We start from the raw sequence: 25,090 nt of genomic DNA on the forward strand, positions 1-25,090 counted from the left end.
TAAGTATGACTAAGCGGCCAATGGCCGCTTTTTAAGTAAGGTTAATTTGGACACTTATCACTAATATTATTAAATACATCGCTAATCGTACGCGAAAAGCCAAGCCCACCACCATCGGTTAATTGCGTAATAATGACCTCAGGTAATATAATCACGGTATGCCCACCAAAGCCAGACATCACGGGCACTTGTGTTTTCTCACCACAGGCTTTCATTGCCGTTGTTTTACCGCTGTGATAACGCCAAAAACCATTGTCATAATTAAAGTTAGGAGTATTTGCCGACAATCCTTTTGGCTGACCCGTTAACACTTCTTGCACCATTGTTTTATCTAGTAAACCATCTAATAATGCTTCATCACGCAAGTATTGGCTAAAGCGCACCACGTCATTTAAAGTCATTGATAAGCCATACCCAGCCCATGCATCACGTGTATCGCTATTTCGCTGCACCCCATTTACGTATTCACTTAAGCCAATAGCTTGGTATATAGGTACTAAAATATCGTTAAATGCTTCTTTATTTTGACCTAGCTGCATTTGCACGAACCGTGCTGCTGCGTAGCCTACCAGCTCACTATCCGTCGTGTGATAAACACTATATTGTCCTGGTTTGGTTTTACTTGGCCAACCATTACAGATAAACTCAGCTCGCTCAGCTCGCGTCGCTTTAGCAAAGTAATGTTGCTCCATTTCACTACTGTGCTCATCCACTTCAAACTCTGCGGATTGATAATTACCCGTTGCCATATCAAGTGCATGCTCAACCGTGACTCCTTGCCAGCGTTTATCATGACATTCTGGTACTAAATCTTTAATAGCCCAATTTTTAAACCCCGGAAAGCGCTTTTCAAGCGCCGCAACCACGGTAAATGCATGCACGGATTTAGTAAACGAATACACGCCAACGGTTCGATCTTGGCAATACGGATGCTCACCGTAACGGGTGTAACACCCTGAGCTGTAGCTCGTATTATTAACTAATATACTAAAACCTAATAAGTCCTCACCTTTAATCGCATAGCCGTAATTAGCTAAATCAACCTTCGGATAATCTACAGCTAATTGCGCTAACGGTTTAGTGGCAATAAATGCGGCCTCTTCTTTGTTGCGCCTCGCTATCACATGGGCTTGATTACGCACTTCATAAGGCTGGTATTTTGCAGATAAAGTACCGTAAAACTCAAATCCATAAAAAGGACACGTTTGGGTTATGTTTTGCACCTGCACATTTGAAATTGACCCATCCGATTTAAATAAAAATGACGCCACACCATTTGCTTCACAATTAGCATTGCGCTCTTTTAAAGTATAAGGAAATGCAGCACGGCTATACCCGTTATCTGTTTTTTCATCCCACACTTTGCCAACACCCGCAGTGATAGACCACGCCCCATTACCATTAAAGCCATGCCCACGTTCAACAGGTATCAAGCGCCCACTATGTTGAACAAATTTATAGTTAAATAATGGCCAGTGACGGTAACCCTTAGGCAAGCTCGTTTGCTGCCCATAAATTTGCTTAAAAACAGGTGTCCCCGTAATAATTAGACGCCCTGAAAACATATTAGTACTCGCCTTACCATTAACAGGCAAAAAAGCGGCAGTCGCGAATGTGGAGTTATTATTTGCCATTAGATAATCATAGCTCAACGCACCTCGATTAGGTGTTACCGCGCTGGTACACCCTAGTAAAACAGCACTTAAAAAAACACCGCAAAAAATTAACTTACTCATCCATATCTCATTATTAGTTGGCTCTTAACTACAACGTTAATCTCTTCGCATTTATGCTTGTAGCACCAGATGAACTTGCTTGATTAGGCCAATTTACACCATTTCGTTTGGTATGGGATATTTACCAATGGCATGATTAGGTTAATCACTACTGCTCAGACTAGGTAGGTAATACCGTATAATTTTACTCTACAAACAACTACATCGAAAACAACTCTGTAAAACAAGCCTTAATTGCGGAATTTCCGTTCGAAATGTCCCCATTGATAAAAGGTGAGTCAGGGATAGACATTCACCTATCTCTGCCCAATATTTAGCGTCGTACCTGCCATGCGGTAATATATAAGCATCATCTTTATTCAACTCATCCTGCCTTACTTCTGCAAATACACAATTGATATCTACACCTACCATTAATTTATCCCTAATATCATTCTTATAATTTAATACTCTCAAATAACCTGTAATTGTCTAGTTAATGAGCCTGAAAAGCTTTAACTGGTAAGCGCACAAAAGTGAATACACAGAGCGCCATTGAATTAATTATCACCAAATATCTAATTCCCCAATTTTTATTCAAATTTAAATAAAAATCCGGCTTTATGCTGTTTTTAAGAGTTTAAGATTAATTCGACTTTAACGTTGAACATTAACTCTTAAGAGGTTTAAAAATGGAACTAACCAACCAATCACACGTTGTTGAAGCACCAACAATCACTAAAAAAATGTCTACAGCTAAAAAAGCGACCATCGCACTGATGGTAATCTCTTTTGCTCTATTAATTTCACAAGGCGTAATGGCTGCGGCCCCAACTTCTGGTGACTTCCTATACGGAGTTTACAATGAAGTAGTTGGCTGGTTAACCGGCGCACCTGGCATCATCATTTCAATTTTCACATTTGGCTTTGCTGCTTTCCAAGGCATTATGAAGCAGAACTATGCTACTTGTGTGGGTGCATTCCTTATCGCACTGCTATTTGCAAATGCACAAGATGCTGTTGAGTACTTCCTAACTGCTTCAGTTGGAGTGCTTTAAACCATGGAAACGCCCAATCGCTACCGCTGCAAGACCCACATCAACCAACCGCTATTAATCTTGTTTGTATTTACTAAAGAACAAGTAATACCGTTGATGGCCGCAGTAGCGATTGGCATGGTGACAAAACAGACCTTTATCCTTGTATGCCTAGCCATGGCATACATTTATATCTCTCAAAAGGTTAAAGGCCGATTCCCTAAAGCCTATGTTAAACACAAGCTTTGGTCTTATGGGTTCATCTTAACCAATCAAAGCAAATCAATTGCAGATCCAGTTAAACGTACATACCACCGCTAAGGCAAGAAAATGCTTGATGATAAATCCGCTTCAGTTCGAAGCTTCAAATCGATGGTTGCATCTAACAACATAAGCCGAGTAGCTAACCTATTTTTATCCATTACAGTTGCTCTAAGCGCTTTAACACTGTTTTTCAAAGACAGTGAAGTCGTTGTTATCCCAGAACAGAATTACTTTGGTGAGCTTACAATTCAAGGCGATAAAGCTAACCAGAATTACCAACAAGCATGGGCCTACAGCGTATCTACTCTAATAGGCAACATTAACTCGCAAAACATCGATTTTGTAAAAAAGATAATGATGAAAATGTTATCTCCACAACTACAAGTTGAAATCGAGCCAATGCTAGATAAGCAAGCTGAAATGATAAAAATGCGTGATATACGACAAGTTTTTATTGCCGACGACCTAATTCATGAGCCTGAAACTGATTTAATCACCATTTGGGGCCAAAAGATCACTTTTATTGGTGGAGAACCTAAAGCAGATACGAAGTGGAGCTACGAATTTAAGATCACTGCTAGAAATGGAAGACCTAAAATCACCCACTTAGATCAATATCCGGGCACCCCAAGAAAGCGAAAACAAGCGATGGAAGCGCGTGGCGATGCTGAACCGGGAGCTTTAGAGTCGCAACCTTATTATGACAGTGAACTAGAGATAGGGGTGCTAGAAGCTGCAAAAGATCTGAAAGTGAAAGAACAACAGGAGAGCAACTAGATGAAAATGAAATCAATACTTTTAGCCATTGGTTGTGCGTCTAGTACATTCACCTTCGCTAATGATGCAACTGAAAATCCAAGCGATACATTCAAGCTACCAACAGAGGTAGTAAATGAACAACCAATTCCGGTTACAAAGCAAGCTATATTCGAAGCGGCAAAAAACGGTATTAAATTAGATAGTCGAAGCGAGCCTGTAATGAAAACAGTCTCCCCTCAAGATGAAATCAATCAAATTGCCGATAACGTAAAACCAAACGGAATGATGAATGAAGCTGATTTTGACCAGTACCAGCAGCCACAAACTGCACAGTCAATTCGCTCAGGAAATGGGTACTCATTCCTAGATATCGTTAAATCAAAATACAAGCCAACCCAAAACCTTAGCAACCTTGAACCGGGTGCTAATATCGCTATACCTGTAGCTGTCGGCTTGACGAACCCAATCATAACTAACTTTAAGATGGTTGCCGCTAGAACCCACGACGAAGAATCAGTCATTGAATTAGAAGATGGCCGTTTATACATCACTTTAAACTCACTTAAGCCTGTTGCTTTAATGTTGTTTGAAGAAGGTGTTCCAGAGTCAATGATTAATCTTACATTGGTACCAATGGAAGCGATGCCGGTTGTTGTAAATGTCGATGTGAATCTTTCAAAAACGATGCAGTACAAGGGCGCAAATCACAGAGCGGAAATAAAAGAGCAAGAAACATTAGCTGAAGCGTCTTTAACTGAAGGCCACGTTGCAAATGTTGAAACAGATCGAGTAGCGCGTATTAAGCAAATTCTAAAACCTGTTGGTAAAGGTGAAATACCACAAGGGTTTTCACTTTCTCATGATGTATCAAAAGCGATGCACCAACCTTGCGGCTTAACCATTAGTCAGCAAGTACTACAGCGAATTGTCGGTCCAAGAGAAGTTGTTGATGTAGTCAGAATCCAAAATACAACTACACGCCCCTATACAATTCGTGAACAAATGTGCGAGTCACGTGATGTTATGGCCGTTGCCATTTACAACAAATCACTACTTCAACCTGGCGAAGCAACAGAAGTTTATATCCTGCGAGCCAAATTGCGCGAAAGCATTGTTAACACTAACTCTAAACGTCCTCGTGTAATCAACTAAGGCTGGTGGAAATGAGCATTAAAAAACAATGGGAAAATCCCAAAGTTAGAAAGTTTGCAGCAATACTGGTGATTATTCCTATTGCGTTCTTTGGTTATAAGTCGATGTCTTCTAGTGATAATAAAACCAGTCTGCAGGACAGAATTGCAGCTAGACAAGCTGAAGATCGCCTTGATGGAAAGGGTAAAGTACGCGGGCTATTTGATTCAGAAAGCATTGCTAACATCGATAAAAACGAATTCGACGAAATCTATGACAAGTCTGTAGACTCAATTCGCAGAAAAGAGCGTGAAGTATATACAGAAAAAGAGCGTGTACTTGAGATGGTTCAGCAACAGCAGCAAAGCATCGATGACCTGACGCTAAAATTGAAAGATTACGAGCGCCAACTGGAAGTGCGCGATAGAGCATATGCAAATACCCAACATAATAGACAATCAAATGGTGGCTCACGCTCAAATTACAACACTTCATACTCTGGTGCAGAGCAAGGGCAACAAGCTATAGCTGATGCACCACAACAGTACGATGAGAGGGTCTTTGACAGAACCCCTACTCAGCTTGTTACTGCAAAACCACAAATCGAAGGCCGTGTTATTAGAACTATCACCCAACGCAGCGTTCGAAGCATTAAGAGTTCGGGTGTTGTTGAAGAAAAGCAGCAAAAAGATTTGTTGATCACACAACAAAGTCTAAAACCTGAAAAAGAGGCCCAAAAGAAAAGCGATCCAAATGAAGGTGGACTAATTGATTCTGACGAGGGTGTTGTTTACTTGCCTGCAGGCTCATTTTTCTCTGGTGTTTTACTTACTGGTTTGGATGCTCCAACACAGCTTGCAGCCAAGTCTTCTCCTATGCCGGTTGTTATCCGAGTTAAAAAAGAAGCTATCTTGCCTAACCATTTCACTTTAGATATTCGCGAGTGTCACGTTATTGGCCAAGCAATCGGGGATTTATCAAGCGAAAGAGCGCATATCCGCGCACAATCAATTACATGTGTACGTAATGACGGTAAGAGTGTTGAAAGCGCAATTCAAGCGAATGCAGTTTCTGACTTTGATGGCAAACTTGGTATAGCCGGCAGACTTGTAAGCAAAAATGGTAACCTCTTAGCAGGCTCTATGGCAGCTGGATTTATGAGTGGCATTTCTGAAGCTGTTGCACCTCAACGAACTACATCTATCAATACGTCAGGTGGTGATAGAGCGGTATGGGAATCAGTAGACTTAGGCTCCGTTGCTTCCGCTGGTGCGTTCCAAGGCTCAGCTGATGCTATGGATAGACTAGCTGAATACTACATCGCTTTAGCAGAACAGATTCACCCTGTAATTGAGATATCACCGGGACGTTCAATTACATTCGCTGTGCTATCTGGCACTAAACTCAAATTAGGTGATTAAACAATGAATGACTATATAAAAATGATTCTAATAAGCCTAGTTATGTCAGCCTTAGCATTTTCCGCCGGTGTATCTTACACAAAAGCAGTAAGCGAAAAATCGATGATTGAGATAACTGATTTACTTGCAGGTTATGCGAAAGTTCAAACGTTTAATCCAGAAGAGATTTCAAAGCGCATTACATCAGAGGGGGCTACACCTGCAGAGCTGGCATCTTATATCGAGCGTTATATTAAACTCCATCAGCTCAAAGGTGTAATGCTTATTGATGAAAGTTATGTAGTTGCAAAGCCTAATTTCTCATCATCTGCTACGCTTACTATGAGCGAGCTAAATAACCTTAGTGAAAAGTACAATATTAAAACTGAAATAGATTATGGCTCACTCCTTAGTGAATTCAATAAAACAATTAAAAGCGCCAAGAATTACACAAATTAGATCCCAACTAAAAACCGCCTCATCATTTTGTAGGCGGTTTTTTTTGATCTAAACGGACGCTGACAGCTACCTCTAAGTAGCTAGTATTCACCTTCAACTCTGATTTAAATAGCTAAGCTAATTCCAGTTCATAACACTGCTGTTTAAGCCAACGACCTAATTTCATAATATCAGGTTGCCTAGCTCGTGTTTCCTTATAGACAAAATAGAAGTTATCTCCGGTAATAAGCTCGTGCATAGGTATGCGTACAAGACTATGCTGGCGATCCTGATCATCTATCATGTAATTACTAATGAGGGTAATTCCCAAATTATATCGAGCCGCTTCAGCGGCAAGTAAGACATGACTAAATTGATTAATTTTGACGTCTTTAGGTAATTCAAATTTACCACTCATACACCAACGTAACCAGTCGTCACCAAGACTTTCATTGGTATCTGAGTATTGTACTGATAATAACGGATGTTGCCATAATGATTCAGGTAGAGGCTTATTTCTTAACTGCTGCCAAAGCTTTTTTCCACACACTGGATAAAGTTTTTCAGTAAACATGAATTGATTGACAAAGTTACGTTCCGGTGGATTCACTGTAATAAAACAATCCGCAAATTGGTCATTATAATCCGGTTGATCCCCGACCATATTTAAAGTTATTTCTATTTCTGGGTACTGATTTCTAAAATCTTCTAACTTCGGTATCAACCAGCTCACCGCCACAGAGCTATATAAAGCCAAACGAAGATTGCCTGATTCCCCGTGACGTATCATTTGACTGGCATTTGATAGATTTCCTAATGAGTTAGTCACTTCTTCAAAGTAACGTTCCCCGACCTTAGTCAAGGAAAAAGAACGCCCCTGTCGGTTAAACAAAGTTTCACCCAAATAGTCTTCGAGTAATCGAACTTGGTGACTAACCGCACTTTGAGTCACATTGAGGTGCTCAGCAGCTTTGGAAAAGCTATTAAGTCGCGCAACAGCTTCAAAGCATTGCAGGGCACGTAAAGGAGGCAACTTCATTATAAATTTAGCTCATACTAAAAAAATTTAAAACATTATACATCATATAAGGTATGGAATACGCTAATCATATAACCGTTTTACAAACGTAACTCTATTAATTCAGTTCCATTGACATTTTCTAGAATGTAGCAGGAGTAATGAAATGCCCAAAATAACTGTCGGACTCGCGATGACATTACTTATCATCGGAAATATAATTGGTGTTTTTTCTGACGCTTTGATAAAAACTCTGCCAGCAGATACTGCCATATACCAATTTGTATTATTTCGTCAATTGACCGCAGTGCTGATTTTACTTCCATTTTGTCTACTCAGTAATAAACAAAGCCTCTTCGCTGGCCTCAAATGGCACTTTATACGCGGCCACATTTGGTTATTAGGGACAATATTTATGGTATTCGCTCTGGGCGCTCTGCCGTTAGCTACCGTAAATGCTATTTTCTATACAGCGCCTTTGCTTATGCTGCCGTTAGCCATGATATTGTTTCAGGAAAAGCTGACTAGCCACTCAATTGCTGCTGCTGTTTTGGGCTTTATCGGCGTACTTATCGTGGTTAAACCAACACAAATTAATTGGGCAGCGATTGCCGCCCTTGTCGTCGCATTGACTATGGCTGTAAATAATTTATTGGTTCGTAAATTACCTCAGCATCATAATGTGTTCCAAACTTTAATGCTCACCAACCTAGTAGGTATCCCAGCCGCACTTGGGTTGGCGTTATGGGAAGGCAAACCTTGGGACTGGACTCCAATGTTAACGGCAACAGGCTCCAACACTTTTATCCTAATTTATGCTGGTATATGTGTATTGGTATATAGAGCAATCGAAGCCAGTAAAATTTCCAGTGCCGAATACACTGGCTTATTAGGTGCTGTAGTTGTAGGGGTGCTGTGGTTCGATGAAATACCGGACCTGAGCTTGGCTATAGGATCTTCTTTAATTATTATTCCGCTGATTTGGTTAGCCAAGGTAGAAGCAAAGATAAAGCAAATAAGTAAAATAATATAAATGATAAAGTTAATCTAACTTTCCAACGTGACCGCGTTTGGGAACGAGCGCTTAACTGCACTCCCAAGTGGGATAAATAATAACTCTCTCCCGCTTACCGCATATCCCTACTGATTACACTAATACAGAAACGCCGCACCTTGATAGCTTTTTCAGTGCAATGATTTCGTCATGCCAAATTGATCGTAATGATTGGTACATAGGCTATCAAAAAATTGTTAGCACTGTAGCAAACGCTAAAAACGAGACTGATATAAGCGAACAGCTATTATGGGATCTTTGGTATAGCCGAGACAATTATATCTCAAGCTTAAAACAGGGTGCACTATCTAAAGAGGAGTTTGAATTATCTAAGAGTACTTTAAAAAATATTACTAAAAAAATAATTAGTAGCCAATCTTTAGTCACTTACCAAGAATGTGTAGAAGACTTACAAAAGCTGAAAGACGATGGCAAGGTAAAATATTTGCATAAAGCTCTACTCAATCGTGTTTTTGCGGTCGCTGCTCCCCAACATTTTTCCACTACCGTTACCAAAGATGCATTTGAGTACATATGCTCATATTTCACCCAAAAATGGGGGTTTAAATATAAATACACTAACTGGTTCGACGCTAATATTAAATTAAAAGAATTTATCCATGCTAACTTAGGCGATGACTACGATGAGTTACTAATAAATATAGTACTTTGGGTAATTTACGAAGAAAAACACTTAAGTGATTTAGCATCGAGAGAAAGTGACATAACTCTAAAAACAGCTATTAGGAAGCAAGTTGAGTCTATAGAGATACAATTTAGAGAAGCGGAGTTAGAGAGGTAATTTATCCAGTGGTTGCATAACTCTGAATATTGCCACTATGCGATTTCAAGTCAAAGCGAAGATCTAGGGCGAGCTCACATTCGTGATGTAGTTTTAAAAAGTAAAGAAACAAACACAACTTTAATTGCTGAGCTAAAATTTAAATCAAATGCCAAAGAGGATATTGAAGCCGCGATAGGACAGTTACTTCGATATGCTTTATATCCAAACACGGAAGATTGTAGTGAAATATGGGTTGTTGGTGGTAATTATCCACTCACTGACGAGTTAACATGGTTCAATGAAATTAAAAAACATGTAAACTTAAAATTTAAGTATTTTTACAAAGATCCGCAAAATAATCAGTTCTTCGAAGAATAACCTAAGTAAGTTAATCTGATATTCAAAGCATAGCCAAAGCACGGCATAAAAGGGAAGCTATACGCTTCCCTTTAAAATATTCTTAAGCTGTTTGTGCTTTTAAGTTCAACCAGTCCTGTCCGGCTCAATTAAACCAGTTCAGTTGAACTTAAAAGCGGTAATTTCTTACTTAGTATCACTAAAGTGCTACTCACCAAAAGAATAGATTCTGTAAAATCTATATCATCGAGCAAGCGAGCGGCACTAAAATAGATCGTCATTTTTATATCTGCCCCCCAACCCCTTTAAATTTCTCAACAAAAGCGGCAATTTTCTGAAACACCGTTTGCTTCTGGGTTCGGTACTGTGGGTTTAATGGGCTAAGTTTGGGCAGCGCCTCATTCAGTGCAGTGCCATTTTCAGAGGCGTACTCACGTTTGAGTGATGACGCAATATAGCGTTTGGCAGCATCGATATTGAGCTTTTCAGAGGCAATAATGGCATCGGCTTCGCGCTTCTGCTCCGCCTGGGCGAATTTGAAGAAAGCGTCGATAATGCTGGCTTTGTCATTGATCTCATCTAGGTTTGTCTGGTTAATAAAATCAACCACCAAGCTTTCTTTCGCTCTATTGCCAAGGCTACCGCGGATCATACGACGAACTTCTTCAATCAAGCCTTCTTTGCTCTTGTTCTTCTTATTGTGATCAAAAATAAGTTCAAGAATATAATCGAGGTTTATTTCCTGAGATTTAAGCAAATCAATTTCAAAGACCACGTCGTCCCAGTCTACCGTTGATTTATCTTTGTCCTGACCTTCTTTATCGCGTCGCAACCAGTCACGGGTATCGTTGTAGGTAGAGCGATAATCTTGAATAGCACGCTCACTTGGCATATCGATGGTTTGCATTGCCTCGATGTCAGCATCGTCCAGATAGTACTTTGACTTGAACTCTTCAACAGCTTGTTCATCACTGGTATCTAAGCTTTGCAACGCTTTTAATCCAGCAAACTCATCGTAGTTTTGTAAAATATTTTCTGCTTTTAAGTATTCACCAAACAGCTTGGCAAATTCCTTTTTATCTTGTTCTTTTTCAATATTTTCAGGGTTTGGAAAGCGTTCTTGCAGCTCTTTTACGATATCAACAAAACCTCGACGAGCTTGGCCAGTAGCAATATCGTTAAAGCCTTCCATGTATTCTTTGTAGCTCTTCTCCAACACCACGTTTTTGGTGTTTTTGTCACCAAACAAGGTGATGGCATCAATGGTTGCCTGCTCCAAATCCCGGAAGGTAACAATATTGCCAAAGGTCTTCGTTGCATCATAAATGCGGTTAGTGCGAGAAAACGCCTGCATCAAGCCGTGATAGCGCAAATTCTTGTCAACAAACAAAGTATTGAGCGTAGGTGCATCAAAGCCCGTTAAAAACATACCCACCACGATAAGCAGATCTATTTCTTGATTCTTCACGCGCTGGGCAAGGTCACGGTAGTAGTTCTGAAAACCATTACTGTCCACGCCATAGTTAGATTTAAACATGGCGTTGTAATCGTTAATTGCGGCGCTCAAAAACTCTTTCGCACTGCTGTTCATGGCGCTGACTTCGAAGCTTTCATCTAAAATATCACCAATGGCGTCCTGCTCTTCATTGGCAGCAAATGAGAAGATGGTCGCAATGCGCAGAGGTTTACTTGTAGGTCCATTTTCGGCCTCGGCCTGCAATGTTTTGAAGGTTTCATAGTAGGCTTTCGCTGCATCAACACTACTTACCGCAAACATGGCGTTAAACCCTTTGGCACCAGAATAGGCTCGATGCGTTTTCTGGTTAAAATGGTTCAGAATATACTGCGATATTTCACGAATACGCATTGGATGTAAGAATGCTTTCTTGTTCTCCGCCGCACTAAGCTTCTTATCATCCTGCTCAGTCTCAATGCTCTTAAATTGCGGACGAACATCGTTATAGTCCACTTTGAACTTGAGTACTTTTTCATCACGAATGGCATCGGTGATCACATAAGTGTGCAACTGCTGGCCAAACACGCTGCCCGTGGTTTCAGCACCCAAGGCGTTTTCAGGGAAAATTGGCGTACCGGTAAAACCAAACTGGTAGTACTTTTTGAATTTCTTCTTCAGATTTTTCTGCGCCTCACCAAACTGGCTTCGATGACACTCATCAAAAATAAAGACAACTTGCTTGTTGTATATAGCTAAATCGCTTTCGCTTTTGATTAAGTTGTTGAGCTTTTGGATAGTGGTAACGACAATCTTGTTATCGTCTTTATCCAGGTTACTCTTAAGGCCTGCGGTACTGTCTGAACCGTTCACACTATCAGGCGAAAACCGCTGATACTCTTTCATGGTCTGATAGTCGAGGTCTTTTCGGTCCACCACAAAGAAGACTTTATCTATACAGTCTAAATCGGTGGCCAAACGTGCCGCTTTAAAGCTAGTGAGTGTTTTTCCTGAGCCTGTGGTGTGCCAAATGTATCCACCGCTCTCGGTGTTGCTCCAGTTCTTAGCGTTAAACGCGCTCTTTATCTTCCATAAAATGCGCTCAGTGGCCGCAATCTGGTAGGGGCGCATTACAAGTAAGGTATTGCTGACGTCAAACACCGAGTAACGCAAGATCACTTCAAGCAAGGTCTCTTTCTGGAAGAAGGTGGCGGTAAAGTCTTTTAAATCCTTGATCAGCGTATTGTCAGATTTGGCCCAGTTCATCGTGAAGTCGAAGCTGTTTTTGTCGCGCTTGGTGGTATTGGCAAAATAGCGCGTGTCGGTACCATTAGAGATCACAAACAACTGCAAGAACTTGTACAACGAGTGATCGCTATTAAAGCTTTCTTTGCTGTACCTATGAATTTGATTAAACGCCTCACGGATTGCCACACCACGCTTTTTCAGTTCAATTTGCACCAAAGGCAAACCATTGACCAAAATCGTCACATCATAACGGTTAGTATGGCTGCCTGCCTGTCCGGCAGACTGGCCCGTTTGCTCAAACTGCTTAATCACCTGCACTTTGTTACGAGCAATGGTCTTCTTGTCGAACAGGTAAATGTTTTCTATATGGCCATCATCAAAGACAAAATCGAAGATATAGTCACTGTGCACCTTGCGAGTTTTATCAAGTATATTATCGCTTGGGGTGTTTAAGTATTGCTCGCAAAAACGAGCCCACTCGGCATCGGTAAACTCAACCTTATTAAGGGCTTGTAGCTGCTTACGCACATTCGCCATCATGGCGTCTGGCGTCGTTAGCGCAGGCACATACTCATAGCCCTGGTTGCTTAGGTCCTGGATCAGCTCACGTTCTAAATCGGCTTCGCTTTGAAAACTTTCATTAACTTGCCAGGCTTTAGTGTATTTATCTAACACAATAAAGTTATTCGATTCTGCCACCGTTTTATACGTCGTCATTCGTTTACATCCTTTTCTTTTGGTTAGCAGTGGCGTTTTCCAAAATGGAAATAGCCACAGCATCGCATTATGAAGTAACTTGCCAGTGGCCGGTTTTATCTGAGCCTACTCGGGTTAATTTACCTTCTTTTTGCAGCTTGCTAATGGCACGGCCAATGGTTCTCACGTCTTTATTCAAGGTATCGGCGAGTTGTTGCCGGGTCAGCTCGGGCGTATTACTGAGCAATGCTAAAATAGCCTCCGGTGTTTTAAGTCCCGTTAAATTGACAGGGGTATTTACAGGGGCGTTTTCACCCTCCCTTAGAGGGGCGTTTACAGAGGCGTTTTGTGCGAGTGTTTGCTGAATAACCGACAACATAAAATGAATAAACGGCGTGCTATCCGCTTGGTTATCTGCTTGTTCCAGTGCGTGATAATAATCTTGTTGATGATCTTTAATCACACTTTCAAGCGGTAAAGATAAAAATAACGGATGCCACTTGGACAAAATCAGCGTTTGCCATAACCGGCCCATACGACCGTTACCATCGGCAAAGGGGTGAATAAACTCGAATTCGTAATGAAATACACAGCTTGCGATCAATGGGTGATCGTTTGTTTGCTTGAGCCATTGGATTAAATCCGCCATTAAACCGGATACTTGATGGGCAGGCGGCGCAACGTGGTGCACCACACCCCCTTTATGGATACCCACGCCTTTACTGCGAAACTCACCCGCATTTACAAGAATATCTGACAGCATTAAACCGTGGGCCGTGAGTAAATCGGAAATCTCGCTAGCTATAAAGGTGGGCAGTGCGTCATAAGCCGCAATGGCACCTTTTACCTCGGCCAGCTCGCGCACGCTTCCCAGCACAGGCTTACCTTCAACAATGGCAGTAATCTGTTCTTCGGTTAAGGTATTGCCTTCAATAGCCAGCGTGCCGGTAATGGTTTTAATGCGGTTTTGCTTGCGCAATTGCGGCGAGGCATTCAATTGACTGGCATTTAATTCACCCACCTGCTGGCTGATTTTCGCCACCAAGTTAAGAATATCGGTGGTGATGGTAAAAGGTGGTTGATAGGCCATTAAGCTGCCTCTTCAGGTTTCGGCCCGCCTGCCGGACAAGCAGGGAAGCTCAACAACAGGTTGCGATAATACTCGTATTGCTTTTGGCGAAGCTCGATTTCGCGGGGCAGACCTTCTTGCAGCGAAGTTGTTAATGTGTCGAATTTGTCGAGAATAGTAACGATGCGTTCTTGTTCCGAAAGAGATTTCTCTCTATTGCTAGCAAATGGAATAGGAACCAAATACTCCATGATTTTTGGCTTATTTCCTCGTGGCATTTTTGCGCCTTTTGCATGTTGCATGTTGTATTCAAAAAACTTGTCATCAGCTAAAACTTGATACAAATATCGTGGATTTATAGCTGTATCAGTAGGGTGAACCACAAGAACATCACCATTCGTGCCGCCAACTCGATCTGCATGCCATATCTTCTTCAAATAGGGACGTATATTCCCTATTAAGATATCATCAGGATTGTATTGTGTAAGATTTCCACTATCTGGGGTTCGAGTGGAGTCTATTTTACCAGCTCGATTCTGAAGTAAGCTTTCAACACCAACGTAATTGCTGTCATTTAGTTCTGTGTAACTAATACGAGCCTTTGAATACTCGGCCATTTCACTCAAAGCCCTCCACTCAACGTCACCCTCTTCAAAACTTAGCAACTGGTCGCGGTAGTAGTTGTATTGTTTTTTCCGTAGGTTAAGCTCGGTGGTCAGCTCGGTGGTCAGCTCGGTGGTCATGGCGGTAAATGCGTCCAGAATACGAACAATTTCGGCTTGTATTGCCAGCGATTTTTCTGGGTTATCTGGGCATGGGATGGGGATTTCCAGCTTGTTAATAACGATAGCATCAAGAGTCGGAATACCTGCAACCCGAACCTTAGAGCGCAACAAGCTTTGGTGGCCAATTAAGGCGAAATACAAAAATCTATTATTTAGTGCCTCGTTGTGTTCTAAACAAAAGCAACCATCAGACGACCAAAAATCAACCGAGCTATAGCCAACTGTTCCAGCTGAAGCTCCGACATTGATGATCATCACGGAGTTGGCAGGACGATTGGACTCGGTATAGTAACCTAGTGGTTCTAATCCACCGTGAAAAACAGGAAATTTGGCTTCTTCAGAAAGTTGGCTTTTGGTTAATCGTTTTCCTCGCAAGACATTGGAGACTTCACCGAGCACCTTCCACTCCACCTCAACCCCATCCAAGAGTTTCTCTAAATAGCTCAAATGACTCATGCTTCAAGCTCCTCACCTTCAATTTCCGCCCCTTCTATTTCTAAAACAATGGCGTCAATATCACTGCGAAGTTGGTCGATTTTAGCAACGGTGGTTTTAAGCTCTGCATTAAGCTCGGCAATGTCGATGACCTCGCGAGTATCTTCGGCTTCCACATAACTGCTTACCGACAGGTTGTAGCTGTTGTCTGCGATAACATCCAAATCAACCGATTTAGCAAAGTGATCCACGTTTTCTTTGCTAGCAAACACTTTCATGATTTGCTGTATATGACCCAGGTTTTTTTCGTCGTCGTTGTCCGTTAGCACGTTGTTATTGGTTTCTTTTTTAAACAAACCGCTGGCATCAATAAACTGGGTGGTAGTGTCGGTTTTGTGTTTAGACAGCACTAAAATATTCACGGCAATGGTGGTGCCAAAGAACAGGTTTGGTGCCAGTGAAATCACGGTTTCAACATAGTTATTATCAACCAAAAACTTACGAATTTTTTGCTCAGCGCCGCCACGGTAAAAAATACCGGGGAAGCAAACAATAGCTGCACGCCCTCTTGGTGAAAGATAACTTAGCGCATGCAGCACAAAGGCAAAGTCGGCTTTTGATTTAGGCGCTAGTACGCCAGCGGGCGCAAAGCGGTCGTCGTTGATTAGGGTTGGGTCGTCGCTACCAATCCATTTCACTGAATAAGGCGGGTTAGAGACAATCGCGTCGAAACCTCTATTGTTTCTCTCCTCCAAAAAGTGTGGTTCGGTTAAGGTATCACCCAACTGAATATTAAACTTGTCGTAGTTAATGTTGTGCAAAAACATATTCATACGCGCCAAGTTGTAGGTGGTGTGGTTAAGCTCTTGGCCAAAAAAACCATCTTCAATGATATGCGCATCAAAGTGCTTTTTAGCTTGTAACAGCAACGAGCCCGAACCCGCCGCAGGGTCATAAATTTTATTCACACTGGTTTGGCCGTGCATGGCGAGCTGCGCGATCAATTTTGAAACGTGCTGAGGGGTAAAAAATTCGCCACCGGATTTACCCGCATTGGCGGCATAGTTTGAAATCAGGAACTCGTAGGCATCACCGAATAAATCAATTTGGTTTTCTTCAAAATTACCGAAGGTTAAACCTGCCACACCTTTCAACACAGCGGCTAGGCGTTTGTTTTTTGCCTCTACCGTATTACCCAGACGATTACTGGTCGTATCAAAATCCGCAAACAAGCCTTTGATGTCTTTTTCTGAATCATAGCCATTGGCTGAGTTTTCGATTGCAGCAAAAATAGCCGCCAAATCCGTATTTAAATTTTCATTCTTGTGCGCATTAGCCGCCACATTACTAAATAACTGGCTAGGGTAAAGAAAATAGCCCTTGGTTTTAATGGCATCTTCTTTAGCAAACTTGATGTTTTCATCATCGTCAGGCATGGCCGCATAATTAACGCTCTCGTCACCGCCCGTGATGTAGTTGACAAAGTTTTCACTGATAAAGCGGTAGAACAGCGTACCTAGTACATATTGCTTAAAATCCCACCCATCCACTGAGCCTCGGACATCGTTGGCAATCGCCCATATTTGGCGTTGAAGTTCGGCACGTTGTTGTAAACTTGTCATCAATAAATTCCCTTAAGGCATATTATCTTTTATCTGCACATTTTAGTAAGTGAATTAGAGTCAGCATTGACTCTAATTCACTTACCTTCAATGAAAGTTATACTACCATAAATTTTCTATAATCAATCTGCTACTTAGAGATATAAACGACTTAACTCTCTTATCGTTCACCTATCCTCTCCATTATCCAATCATCAACTTCTGATTCAACCCAAGCTACTGACTTAGCACCTAACGAGACTTGCTTAGGGAAAGTACCTTCAGAAATAAATTTATAGATACTCGAGTGACCCAGTGATGTTTTTGCCATCACTTCTTTCAGTTTAATTAAACGCATGGAATTTCTCCGGTTGGTTATTAGTACATAACCTTTCCGGGACCAGTATTTTTTTATGTCTCTCAAATGAAAAACTTACACATATACATCACTAACTTGCATAAACCACTTAAGAGGAATTAATAATGCAAGGTCAACAGTCGTTATATGAATTTAAGCATCCGGTAAATGATAAACAGATACTAGAAGCTGCTGCCTACATCATCGCTCAGAAGCAGTTTAGAGATGGTGTACTAAATAGCCCTAATGATTGCGAAGAGTACTTGAAACATAAACTAGCAATACATGAGCATGAAGTTTTTGCCGTACTTTTTTTAGATAGCCAGAACCGCATACTGGAGTTTAAAGAGCTATTTAGAGGCACTATTAACGCAGCTAGTGTTTACCCTAGAGAAGTCGTTAAAGAGGTGCTGGAGCTTAATGCTGCATCCGTTATCCTAGCGCATAACCACCCTTCCGGCGTTACTACCCCATCTCAAGCAGACAAGCTTATTACTACCAAGCTTCAACAGGCACTTAACCTAATTGATGTATCAGTGCTTGATCACATCATCATTGGCGAGAGCACGTATTCATTTGCTGAACATGATTTAATTTAAAAGGAGTTAAATATGGCGTTAAAAATAGAGCAAGTAGCAGGCTTAAAAGTGCCTGACTCTTTTATTGGTGTGATTGTAAGCGCAGTTGCTAATAGAGGTGATTCTGTAGGAACAGCTAAGGCGGTTACACTTAACTTTAGAGATCCAGGTTACAGCCCTGAAGCTGGAGGCTTTCACCCTGTAGAGGTTAGGTTAGAAAAGAAGGCCACCAGCTGGCAGCTTATTTATATTACTGACTTCTCGTATCAGGGCCGTCATACCCCTGAACTGATAAAAGAAATTGATGTGTGCTTCAGCATTAAGCAGGTTTATCACTTTTTAGCTGGTTGGTTGAACGCTAAGGAAGGTAAAGAGCTATTAGACCTATTCATTTCAAACTTTGTTGAGTACTACAACACAGGTTGTTATCAGGTAACTGTTACTACTGAGTAAAGGGAGGTTTTTATGGCTGAAGTACAAGCAGTTAAAGATCTTGATACAGTAAGGCTCGTTAGCTATTTACTAGAAAAGCGTTGCTCAAGACAAATGAGCCAGATATGGAATATTGGCTTAAATCTCGCGCTTAGAATATCTGACTTACTTGCAGTGAAGTTTACTGACATAAGTAACAATAGGTTGATTATTTATGAGTCAAAGACCTCGAAATTAGCTGAAATAAAGCTAAATGATAAGGCGCTTACCTTGATCAACGAAATTAAACTAACTCATCCACACCACATCTACTTATTTCAATCATACCGCAATCAACAAGCGATTAATTCAAAGCCTAGACCGCTATCACGCAGAGCTGTCACAAAAGCATTTGCGTTAGTAGGTGAAGAACTAAATATTCATTTGGGGACTCACTCAATGCGTAAAACACGCGGTTATCACTTGTATCAGAAAACCCATGACATCGCCCGAGTAATGAAAATGCTCCGCCATAGCTCCGAAGCAACCACACTTCGTTACATAGGCATAACACAGGAGGAAATAGACAAAGACTTTGAAGAACTAGAGCTATAAACCCTAACAGCACCATTCTGGTGCTCGTGTTACTTAACTAAAAGGAAAACATTATGTCTTTAAATAAAGCCGTTTCGTGCGGCTTAGTTGGTAATGAGTTATCAAAACAGATAACTGGCAGTAGTGACTCTAGCGTAAGCAGAACAGCAGTGGCTATAGGCTCCGGTGCAGCCGTTGGAGCACTTACATCTGGCGCAATAGTAATTGGTGCAGGTGTTGCGTCTGCGCCTGTTACAATCCCTCTGGCGGTAGCTGGTGGAGTAGTTGCTGGCATTGCTAGTTTGTTTGATTAGTTAAATACGAGTGCTCATATTGAGCACTCTTTTATAGCGTAATAGCACCGTTTATTTTTTTAGGTTCTCATAATGGTATTTTGTGAACTTGCCAGCCCTTATATAATAAGGGCTTGATCTTATTTAGCTAGTTGAAGGTCTCAAAACCTCGTTAAAACGAATTATGAGAAGCACAGGTCTTAATTAGAATATTACCTCTGACTATAACGAAAAAATTGCAACCCTAAACCATACTATTTGGTATTCGGTTTTAGAAAGTAACTTCGTTGATAAAAGATATTGTCATTCTTGAATGAAATTGGAGCTATTTGTATCAAGATAGTAATAATCTCGCTATAGGAATGAGCAAGCTGACTTACTCAATATTTGAAAACGACGCACTTGATCTGACTTTAAATATTCAAATAAACGAAGCTTTAACTCTCAATATTAATTTTGCAGGCACAATGCGATACCGCACCTTGTTAAAACGGCACAAACTAGTAATGTAGCTAAAAGTCAGGGAAAAGATATCATTTTTCTAGAAGATACCTAACCTACGAAAATGGTTTGAGTGAACTAAAAGTAGTGAAGAAACTAAACTTGCGGATGCACTTGAAGCTAAACTTCTGAAAATAAAATTCTTTTTAATGCCTCGGCAGAATGTGAAGAAGATCTACCTCGGCATTGTAACTGATATAGAGGCCTAGATAGCATTTCACCTTTAACTTGACTCAAGCGCTTTAACTTTTTTAGTTGCACTAAATCTTCTGTGACCACATTTGGCAATATGGCTATTCCCATTCCTTGTGCGACTGAGCGAGCTATAGCTTCATTACTCCCTAGTTGCATACTATTGCTAACTTTTATACCTTGTTTTTCTAACATTTTAACTGACATTTCACGTGTTCCAGAGCCTGGCTCACGGAGTAACCAAAACTGTTGGTTAAGCCATTCATTTATATTAGGGCTAGGCTTAAAATGAGGTGGGGTAACGACACTCATCAAATCATCTTGCCAGTGTGTAGGTACTATCTTTTTTTCTGTTGGTGTCCCTTCAACAAGAGCCAAGTCAATTGAGCACTCAAGCAACGCATGTTCAATCTTTTCCGTATTTTCGACCTTCACTTCAACTTTTATATTTGGGTAAGCACTACAGAACCTGGCTAAGTAAGGTGGTAACCAATAACTTGCAATTGTAGTGCTAGTACCAATGACAATTGTGCCACGCTTTAGTCCGGTACGTGACTTTATATCGTCTATTGCCGTCTTTTCAATAGCAAAAATATTACGAGCATGTTCATATAAAGCAACTCCGCCCTCAGTTAATGCGAGTTTTCTCCCTTTTGTGGCACGTTCGATAAGTTTAAGACTTAATTGATGCTCTAGCTCTTTTAACGCTTTAGATACCGCTGGCTGACTAATGAAAAGAGTTTCTGCCGCACCCGAGAAGCTTTGCAATTTCGCTACAGTATAAAAGACTCTCAATGCGTTCAAGTTCATAAGATAACCTTAAGTTATTAAATCATAAAATTAATGTATTGGAGTTATATTTTGGGTCTTTCTAAAATGCAGTCAAGTAAATAAAGCAATTTATTGAAGGACGTTTATGTTGTTCTATACGCGGTGTCTATTTAAATCCCAAACAAAAAAACTCACAGATAGTCGATGGTGGTTGGGCCTAATGTTGGTAATTACATTAGCAAGTATATCAATAGCCCTAAGTAAACTTTCCGTTTTGCAAAATGCACAAGTTAGTTCACTCACTATTGGAATTATCCTCGGCATCATAGTAGGAAACAGTTTGTTTTCCCGTATCGCAACTCATACTGATATTGGAGTAGACTACGCAAAAAGCTTCTTACTTAAAGCTGGCATCATTTTATTTGGCTTTAGAATTACATTCTCACAAATAACAGAAATTGGTTGGTTAGGGCTAGTTATTGATTTAGCCATATTACTAGGTACATTTATCCTAGCAATTCAGTTAGGTAAACGTTTATTTAAACTTGATGAGCAAACAACTATTCTTATTGGTGCTGGGAGCTCTATTTGTGGTGCTGCAGCAATAATGGCAACAGAACCAGTTATTAAAGCACAAGCACATAAAGTATCTATTGCGGTCGCAACAGTCGTTGTATTTGGAACCCTAAGTATGTTTACTTACCCCTTAATGTTTGAATATATAGGGTTGAGTGAATACGAATACGGTATTTTTGTTGGTTCAACCATTCATGAAGTAGCTCAGGTAGTTGCTGCGGGTACCGCTATTAGTGCAAATGCAGCCGACACGGCAGTAATTGAAAAAATGTTAAGGGTAATGATGCTTGCCCCATTTTTGTTTGGTTTATCATATTGGCAAAAACGAAAGGATACAAAGAAAAACTATAACTTAGAAAAATCTTCAGACCTATCAATTCCTTGGTTTGCGGTTTACTTCATTTTAGTAAGTGGATGTAATTCACTAATTAACCTATCTCAGAGTACAACAAACAATATTGTGTGGTTTGATAATATATTACTCACTATCGCCATGGTGGCATTGGGACTACGAACTCACATTGGGGCAATTCGTCAAGCTGGAATAAGACCCCTACTTTTGGGAAGTTGTTTGTTTATATTTTTAACGTTAGGCGGTTTCGGAATTAACACTGGAGTAAAAGCACTTTTATAGTTGGGTTCAACTACAGGCGAATCGTTAAAAGTGCAAAATATGATTAGTCTGATCTTGCTTCCTAGTCGTTAGCGAGTAGACGTGAAATCTCTCTCAAATACAGTAATAAAAATTTACTACATGATTTTTTAAGAGGAGCGCTTGACCGCACCTGCGAAGGCAAAATTTAGCGGTCAAGCGATAAACTATTATGAATGTTTATGGTTGAGAATTCAGCTCAATTGGAGAGAAAAAATCAGAAATAGGAGGTTTAGCTGTTTCATTGGGCCAAAGTATATTCTCTACTTGTTTGCTCTGCTCCCAATGAACAAAGTCAGGAGCTTTGTCTATTTTCGCCTTTTTAATATTGGCACCAGAAGCGCTACTCAAATTATCAGCAACACTTTCAACAAAAGATAACACGTTTGGCTCATCAGTTGCTGCATTATAGTATGCAATCAAAACCCCATTGAAGAAAACAGCTTTATCACCGTCTTCCGCAGAAATTGAACATAAATCCATAGTTACTCCAGCTCATATATTTTTGCCAAAGCTATCATATGCATTAAATCGCGCCTGATTCTGGGAAAAAGGTTTAAATTTAACGTAAACGTCTAGCCAAGCACACCTAATATCTGACTTAACAGTTAACTACGCTAGCTCCAAAATTCAAAAGGAACTAGCACATGACTAAAAAGAACACCAAGAAAGCCAAACACGACTGGCCAAGCATATTCGCTTATCAAAAAGAGAGCGGCTTAACGGTTGCAGAATTCTGCTCTATACATAAAATCAGCAGCTCTGCCTTCTATCTCAATAAGCAGCAACGATCGACAGGCAATAATTTTGTCGAAGCCAAAGTTGTTCGGCAAGTATCTGAACAAGTCACTCAAGTTACACGTTCTAAGAAAACAATCACGCTAATCACCCAAGCCGGTGAACTGTCTTTTCCCGATTCGATATCACCTGATTTTTTAGTCAGTGTGATAAAGGGCTTATCATGAAGATGTTTGTTCAGCCTTCCCGCATTTATCTTCACCGGCAGTTTGTCGATTTCAGAAAATCGATTAACGGTCTTTCTGTGATCATTGAGTCAGAAATAAACTTGCCCGTCATGAGCGGTGCCTTGTTCATTTTCTGCAACAAAGCCAAGGATAAACTGAAGATACTCTATTGGGATAAAACCGGCTTTGCCTTATGGTATAAGCGGCTAGAAAAAGATAAATTCAAATGGCCAAGCCGTATTGATGAAGCGTGTTTAGAATTGAATGAACAGCAGTTGTCTTGGTTGCTGGAAGGCTATGATGTCATTGGTCACCAAGCGGTTAGTTATCAAAATATTATGTAATAAAATCAGGAAAATAGTGTAAATAAAAACAGCAAGTTAGCATGTATTTTGTTAAAATACATGCATGAAAACAGACCTAAATTCACTTCCAAATGACCTTGATGCACTCAAGAAAATTATTGCACAACAAAGCGCAACGATTGCTTATCTCGAAGAAAAGTTTCGCTTAGCTCAGCATAAACAATTTGGTAAAAGTACCGAAGGCTACCCGGGTCAGGGTGAATTATTTAATGAGCTTGAGCAATTAGCAGATGAGTCTGAAGCAAAGCCTGCTGAAGCCGAAAAAGAGTCGATTACCTACGAGCGTAAGAAGCCTGTTCGTAAACCTTTACCAAAAGACTTACCACGCGATGTCATCATTCACGACCTGGCAGACGAAGACAAAAGCTGTGATGACTGTGGTCATGAATTACATCGCATGGGTGAAGATAAAAGCGAGCAGCTTGAATTCATTCCTGCCCAGATCAAAGTCATTGAGCATGTGCGACCCAAATACAGCTGTCGTCATTGCGAACAACATGCAACGAAGGTCACGATTAAACAAGCACCTGTTCCGGCTTCACCTATCCCAAAAAGCTTTGCCACGCCGAGCTTGTTAAGCCAAATTATTACCAGTAAATATCAATATGGCTTACCGCTTTATCGTCAAGAGAACCTTTTTAAAGAATATGGCATCCCGCTTAGCCGACAAACGATGTCGAGTTGGTTGCTGAAGTGTGCAGACTTACTCAAACCGCTTTATGACAAACTGCATGAAACCCTCTTGCTGCAAGGGGTAATTCAGGCCGATGAAACGACACTCAAGGTAATTGAATCCGACAAAACCAAATGCTATATGTGGTTATATTGCACCGGTACCGACTCACCCGGCAGTAATCACACAGACATTCCCAATATCGTGCTGTATGACTTCCATGAAAGTCGAGCGAGCCAATGTGCGATTAATTTCCTACGAGGTCATTCAGGCTATTTGCAGGTAGATGGTTATCAAGGTTATGAATCAACCCAAGCTACGTTAGTAGGATGTTGGGCGCATGCACGGCGCAAATTCAAAGAGGCTGATATAGCGCAAAGCAAAGGCAAACCTAAAGCTGGAAAAGCAACTTGGGCGATGAGTCACATCAAAAAGCTTTATCGAATTGAAGCGACCATAAAGGATAAATCGCCCAGTGAAAAACAGGCGTATCGAATCGAACATGCGACACCCTTGTTGAAAGAATATAAAGACTGGCTAGATAAGTCGATTCTGCAGGTGCCGCCTAAATCGGCCTTGGGCAAAGCACTCGCATATAGTTTAAATCAATGGCCCAAGCTGACACGCTACTTAGAAGATGGCCATCTGAATATCGATAACAATCGTGCAGAAAGAGCAATCAAACCCTTCGTGATAGGCAGAAAAAATTGGCTCTTCTCAAACACCACTAGTGGTGCCCATGCCAGCAGTGTGCTTTACAGTATTGTTGAAACAGCAAAAGCGAATAACCTCGTGCCATTCGATTATCTTCATCAGGTTCTTAGCGTATTGAGCGAGGGTAACGATGATGACACCCTGACAGCTCTATTGCCTTGGAATGTTAGTTTAGAAGTTAGATGACAGGTGTGCTTCGCGTG

General features: G+C 40.8%; 26 protein-coding genes. 17 read left to right on the plus strand and 9 right to left on the minus strand.

The features are described 5' to 3' along the window. Nucleotides 1–41: 41 nt before the first annotated feature. Nucleotides 42–1,736 carry a serine hydrolase domain-containing protein gene (locus LPA49_RS16200; RefSeq protein WP_230237229.1) on the minus strand — a complete coding sequence of 565 codons (1,695 nt, stop codon included), beginning with the start codon at nucleotides 1,734–1,736 and terminating at the stop codon, nucleotides 42–44. Between the two features lie 671 nt (nucleotides 1,737–2,407). On the opposite strand from LPA49_RS16200, the gene LPA49_RS16205 reads away from it, so the two are divergent. The 6 genes from LPA49_RS16205 to LPA49_RS16230 are packed head-to-tail and all read left to right on the plus strand — an operon-like array spanning nucleotide 2,408 to nucleotide 6,765. Next, a complete protein-coding gene (locus LPA49_RS16205) occupies nucleotides 2,408–2,773 on the plus strand; it encodes a hypothetical protein (RefSeq protein WP_230237232.1) in 366 nt (121 codons plus the stop codon). Between the two features lie 3 nt (nucleotides 2,774–2,776). After that, nucleotides 2,777–3,073 (plus strand): type IV conjugative transfer system protein TraL, encoded by a 297-nt coding sequence (locus LPA49_RS16210; RefSeq protein WP_036973922.1) that lies wholly within the window; start codon nucleotides 2,777–2,779, stop codon nucleotides 3,071–3,073. Nucleotides 3,074–3,082: 9 nt separating this feature from the next. Continuing rightward, nucleotides 3,083–3,793, plus strand: a complete 711-nt coding sequence (locus tag LPA49_RS16215; protein WP_230237235.1) for a type IV conjugative transfer system protein TraE — start codon at nucleotides 3,083–3,085, stop codon at nucleotides 3,791–3,793. Continuing rightward, nucleotides 3,794–4,927 carry a type-F conjugative transfer system secretin TraK gene (locus tag LPA49_RS16220; protein WP_230237238.1) on the plus strand — a complete coding sequence of 378 codons (1,134 nt, stop codon included), beginning with the start codon at nucleotides 3,794–3,796 and terminating at the stop codon, nucleotides 4,925–4,927. A gap of 11 nt (nucleotides 4,928–4,938) precedes the next feature. Further along, nucleotides 4,939–6,327: a TraB/VirB10 family protein gene (locus LPA49_RS16225; protein ID WP_230237241.1), complete on the plus strand. Its 1,389-nt coding sequence runs from the start codon at nucleotides 4,939–4,941 to the stop codon at nucleotides 6,325–6,327. 3 nt (nucleotides 6,328–6,330) lie between these two features. Then, nucleotides 6,331–6,765 (plus strand): hypothetical protein, encoded by a 435-nt coding sequence (locus LPA49_RS16230; RefSeq protein WP_055022199.1) that lies wholly within the window; start codon nucleotides 6,331–6,333, stop codon nucleotides 6,763–6,765. Nucleotides 6,766–6,877: 112 nt separating this feature from the next. Here the strand turns inward: LPA49_RS16230 and LPA49_RS16235 are convergent, their stop codons facing one another. Continuing rightward, nucleotides 6,878–7,783 (minus strand): LysR substrate-binding domain-containing protein, encoded by a 906-nt coding sequence (locus LPA49_RS16235; protein WP_230237244.1) that lies wholly within the window; start codon nucleotides 7,781–7,783, stop codon nucleotides 6,878–6,880. A gap of 145 nt (nucleotides 7,784–7,928) precedes the next feature. Between LPA49_RS16235 and LPA49_RS16240 the strand changes: the two genes are divergently transcribed. The 3 genes from LPA49_RS16240 (at nucleotide 7,929) to LPA49_RS16250 (ending at nucleotide 9,978) form a co-directional block, all read left to right on the plus strand. Further along, nucleotides 7,929–8,795 carry a DMT family transporter gene (locus tag LPA49_RS16240; RefSeq protein WP_230237247.1) on the plus strand — a complete coding sequence of 289 codons (867 nt, stop codon included), beginning with the start codon at nucleotides 7,929–7,931 and terminating at the stop codon, nucleotides 8,793–8,795. A 160-nt stretch (nucleotides 8,796–8,955) separates the two neighbouring features. Beyond that, entirely contained in the window at nucleotides 8,956–9,618 is a 663-nt protein-coding gene (locus LPA49_RS16245; protein ID WP_230237249.1) for a hypothetical protein, read from the plus strand. A 12-nt stretch (nucleotides 9,619–9,630) separates the two neighbouring features. Beyond that, nucleotides 9,631–9,978, plus strand: coding sequence for a hypothetical protein (locus LPA49_RS16250; RefSeq protein WP_230237252.1), 348 nt, complete (start codon nucleotides 9,631–9,633; stop codon nucleotides 9,976–9,978). Nucleotides 9,979–10,240: 262 nt separating this feature from the next. Here LPA49_RS16250 and LPA49_RS16255 read toward each other — a convergent pair whose 3' ends face one another. The 5 genes from LPA49_RS16255 to LPA49_RS16275 all read right to left on the minus strand — a co-directional run bounded on the left by LPA49_RS16255 (nucleotide 10,241) and on the right by LPA49_RS16275 (nucleotide 17,602). Further along, the gene (locus tag LPA49_RS16255; protein ID WP_230237254.1) at nucleotides 10,241–13,375 is read right to left on the minus strand and encodes an HsdR family type I site-specific deoxyribonuclease; all 3,135 of its coding nucleotides are present in this window, start codon (nucleotides 13,373–13,375) and stop codon (nucleotides 10,241–10,243) included. Nucleotides 13,376–13,442: 67 nt separating this feature from the next. Further along, on the minus strand, nucleotides 13,443–14,444 hold the full coding sequence (locus LPA49_RS16260) for a Fic family protein (RefSeq protein WP_138557681.1): 1,002 nt from the start codon (nucleotides 14,442–14,444) through the stop codon (nucleotides 13,443–13,445). Beyond that, complete coding sequence (locus tag LPA49_RS16265; protein WP_138557680.1) at nucleotides 14,444–15,664, minus strand: restriction endonuclease subunit S; 1,221 nt, start codon at nucleotides 15,662–15,664, stop codon at nucleotides 14,444–14,446. The genes LPA49_RS16260 and LPA49_RS16265 overlap by 1 nt, the downstream gene beginning before the upstream one ends. After that, nucleotides 15,661–17,265, minus strand: a complete 1,605-nt coding sequence (locus LPA49_RS16270) for a type I restriction-modification system subunit M (protein WP_138557679.1) — start codon at nucleotides 17,263–17,265, stop codon at nucleotides 15,661–15,663. The genes LPA49_RS16265 and LPA49_RS16270 overlap by 4 nt, the downstream gene beginning before the upstream one ends. A 160-nt stretch (nucleotides 17,266–17,425) precedes the next feature. Continuing rightward, nucleotides 17,426–17,602, minus strand: a complete 177-nt coding sequence (locus LPA49_RS16275; protein WP_138557678.1) for an AlpA family transcriptional regulator — start codon at nucleotides 17,600–17,602, stop codon at nucleotides 17,426–17,428. A gap of 125 nt (nucleotides 17,603–17,727) precedes the next feature. Here LPA49_RS16275 and radC point away from each other — a divergent pair, with 125 nt between their 5' ends. Genes radC through LPA49_RS16295 form a run of 4 tightly spaced genes read left to right on the plus strand, consistent with a single transcriptional unit; the run spans nucleotide 17,728 to nucleotide 19,499 of the window. Further along, nucleotides 17,728–18,201, plus strand: a complete 474-nt coding sequence (gene radC / locus LPA49_RS16280) for a DNA repair protein RadC (protein ID WP_138557677.1) — start codon at nucleotides 17,728–17,730, stop codon at nucleotides 18,199–18,201. 12 nt (nucleotides 18,202–18,213) lie between these two features. Further along, nucleotides 18,214–18,633: a DUF2787 domain-containing protein gene (locus LPA49_RS16285; RefSeq protein WP_138557676.1), complete on the plus strand. Its 420-nt coding sequence runs from the start codon at nucleotides 18,214–18,216 to the stop codon at nucleotides 18,631–18,633. 12 nt (nucleotides 18,634–18,645) lie between these two features. Continuing rightward, nucleotides 18,646–19,206 (plus strand): tyrosine-type recombinase/integrase, encoded by a 561-nt coding sequence (locus LPA49_RS16290; RefSeq protein ID WP_036973950.1) that lies wholly within the window; start codon nucleotides 18,646–18,648, stop codon nucleotides 19,204–19,206. 53 nt (nucleotides 19,207–19,259) lie between these two features. Next, a complete protein-coding gene (locus tag LPA49_RS16295; RefSeq protein WP_230237257.1) occupies nucleotides 19,260–19,499 on the plus strand; it encodes a hypothetical protein in 240 nt (79 codons plus the stop codon). 600 nt (nucleotides 19,500–20,099) lie between these two features. On the opposite strand, the gene LPA49_RS16300 is transcribed toward LPA49_RS16295, so the two are convergent. Then, nucleotides 20,100–20,981, minus strand: a complete 882-nt coding sequence (locus LPA49_RS16300) for a LysR substrate-binding domain-containing protein (protein ID WP_138557674.1) — start codon at nucleotides 20,979–20,981, stop codon at nucleotides 20,100–20,102. Between the two features lie 106 nt (nucleotides 20,982–21,087). On the opposite strand from LPA49_RS16300, the gene LPA49_RS16305 reads away from it, so the two are divergent. Further along, nucleotides 21,088–22,152, plus strand: a complete 1,065-nt coding sequence (locus LPA49_RS16305; protein ID WP_138557673.1) for a YeiH family protein — start codon at nucleotides 21,088–21,090, stop codon at nucleotides 22,150–22,152. Nucleotides 22,153–22,350: 198 nt separating this feature from the next. Here LPA49_RS16305 and LPA49_RS16310 read toward each other — a convergent pair whose 3' ends face one another. After that, nucleotides 22,351–22,653, minus strand: a complete 303-nt coding sequence (locus LPA49_RS16310) for a hypothetical protein (protein WP_036973954.1) — start codon at nucleotides 22,651–22,653, stop codon at nucleotides 22,351–22,353. 164 nt (nucleotides 22,654–22,817) lie between these two features. Here LPA49_RS16310 and LPA49_RS16315 point away from each other — a divergent pair, with 164 nt between their 5' ends. From LPA49_RS16315 to LPA49_RS16325, 3 genes are all read left to right on the plus strand, one after another. Continuing rightward, nucleotides 22,818–23,135: a hypothetical protein gene (locus LPA49_RS16315; RefSeq protein ID WP_230237259.1), complete on the plus strand. Its 318-nt coding sequence runs from the start codon at nucleotides 22,818–22,820 to the stop codon at nucleotides 23,133–23,135. Beyond that, the gene (gene tnpB, locus LPA49_RS16320) at nucleotides 23,132–23,479 is read left to right on the plus strand and encodes an IS66 family insertion sequence element accessory protein TnpB (RefSeq protein ID WP_230237261.1); all 348 of its coding nucleotides are present in this window, start codon (nucleotides 23,132–23,134) and stop codon (nucleotides 23,477–23,479) included. Before LPA49_RS16315 ends, tnpB begins: the two co-directional genes overlap by 4 nt. A 64-nt stretch (nucleotides 23,480–23,543) precedes the next feature. After that, a complete protein-coding gene (locus LPA49_RS16325) occupies nucleotides 23,544–25,073 on the plus strand; it encodes an IS66 family transposase (RefSeq protein WP_230237264.1) in 1,530 nt (509 codons plus the stop codon). The last annotated feature ends 17 nt before the right edge of the window (nucleotides 25,074–25,090 follow it).

Origin of the sequence: Pseudoalteromonas sp. MB41, from assembly GCF_020966275.1 — a bacterium.
GTDB classification, from domain to species: Bacteria; Pseudomonadota; Gammaproteobacteria; order Enterobacterales; family Alteromonadaceae; genus Pseudoalteromonas; species Pseudoalteromonas lipolytica.

Excerpts from the sequence above, each read along its gene's own strand:
- LPA49_RS16300 (WP_138557674.1), bottom strand. The coding sequence starts at position 20,981 with ATGAACTTGAACGCATTGAGAGTCTTTTATACTGTAGCGAAATTGCAA.
- radC (WP_138557677.1), top strand. The coding sequence starts at position 17,728 with ATGCAAGGTCAACAGTCGTTATATGAATTTAAGCATCCGGTAAATGAT.
- LPA49_RS16245 (WP_230237249.1), top strand. The coding sequence starts at position 8,956 with ATGATTTCGTCATGCCAAATTGATCGTAATGATTGGTACATAGGCTAT.
- LPA49_RS16255 (WP_230237254.1), bottom strand. The coding sequence starts at position 13,375 with ATGACGACGTATAAAACGGTGGCAGAATCGAATAACTTTATTGTGTTA.
- LPA49_RS16200 (WP_230237229.1), bottom strand. The coding sequence starts at position 1,736 with ATGAGTAAGTTAATTTTTTGCGGTGTTTTTTTAAGTGCTGTTTTACTA.
- LPA49_RS16215 (WP_230237235.1), top strand. The coding sequence starts at position 3,083 with ATGCTTGATGATAAATCCGCTTCAGTTCGAAGCTTCAAATCGATGGTT.
- LPA49_RS16260 (WP_138557681.1), bottom strand. The coding sequence starts at position 14,444 with ATGGCCTATCAACCACCTTTTACCATCACCACCGATATTCTTAACTTG.
- LPA49_RS16240 (WP_230237247.1), top strand. The coding sequence starts at position 7,929 with ATGCCCAAAATAACTGTCGGACTCGCGATGACATTACTTATCATCGGA.
- LPA49_RS16285 (WP_138557676.1), top strand. The coding sequence starts at position 18,214 with ATGGCGTTAAAAATAGAGCAAGTAGCAGGCTTAAAAGTGCCTGACTCT.
- LPA49_RS16205 (WP_230237232.1), top strand. The coding sequence starts at position 2,408 with ATGGAACTAACCAACCAATCACACGTTGTTGAAGCACCAACAATCACT.
- LPA49_RS16315 (WP_230237259.1), top strand. The coding sequence starts at position 22,818 with ATGACTAAAAAGAACACCAAGAAAGCCAAACACGACTGGCCAAGCATA.
- LPA49_RS16325 (WP_230237264.1), top strand. The coding sequence starts at position 23,544 with ATGAAAACAGACCTAAATTCACTTCCAAATGACCTTGATGCACTCAAG.
- LPA49_RS16230 (WP_055022199.1), top strand. The coding sequence starts at position 6,331 with ATGAATGACTATATAAAAATGATTCTAATAAGCCTAGTTATGTCAGCC.
- LPA49_RS16290 (WP_036973950.1), top strand. The coding sequence starts at position 18,646 with ATGGCTGAAGTACAAGCAGTTAAAGATCTTGATACAGTAAGGCTCGTT.
- LPA49_RS16225 (WP_230237241.1), top strand. The coding sequence starts at position 4,939 with ATGAGCATTAAAAAACAATGGGAAAATCCCAAAGTTAGAAAGTTTGCA.
- LPA49_RS16295 (WP_230237257.1), top strand. The coding sequence starts at position 19,260 with ATGTCTTTAAATAAAGCCGTTTCGTGCGGCTTAGTTGGTAATGAGTTA.
- LPA49_RS16305 (WP_138557673.1), top strand. The coding sequence starts at position 21,088 with ATGTTGTTCTATACGCGGTGTCTATTTAAATCCCAAACAAAAAAACTC.
- LPA49_RS16265 (WP_138557680.1), bottom strand. The coding sequence starts at position 15,664 with ATGAGTCATTTGAGCTATTTAGAGAAACTCTTGGATGGGGTTGAGGTG.
- tnpB (WP_230237261.1), top strand. The coding sequence starts at position 23,132 with ATGAAGATGTTTGTTCAGCCTTCCCGCATTTATCTTCACCGGCAGTTT.
- LPA49_RS16210 (WP_036973922.1), top strand. The coding sequence starts at position 2,777 with ATGGAAACGCCCAATCGCTACCGCTGCAAGACCCACATCAACCAACCG.
- LPA49_RS16270 (WP_138557679.1), bottom strand. The coding sequence starts at position 17,265 with ATGACAAGTTTACAACAACGTGCCGAACTTCAACGCCAAATATGGGCG.
- LPA49_RS16310 (WP_036973954.1), bottom strand. The coding sequence starts at position 22,653 with ATGGATTTATGTTCAATTTCTGCGGAAGACGGTGATAAAGCTGTTTTC.
- LPA49_RS16235 (WP_230237244.1), bottom strand. The coding sequence starts at position 7,783 with ATGAAGTTGCCTCCTTTACGTGCCCTGCAATGCTTTGAAGCTGTTGCG.
- LPA49_RS16275 (WP_138557678.1), bottom strand. The coding sequence starts at position 17,602 with ATGCGTTTAATTAAACTGAAAGAAGTGATGGCAAAAACATCACTGGGT.
- LPA49_RS16220 (WP_230237238.1), top strand. The coding sequence starts at position 3,794 with ATGAAAATGAAATCAATACTTTTAGCCATTGGTTGTGCGTCTAGTACA.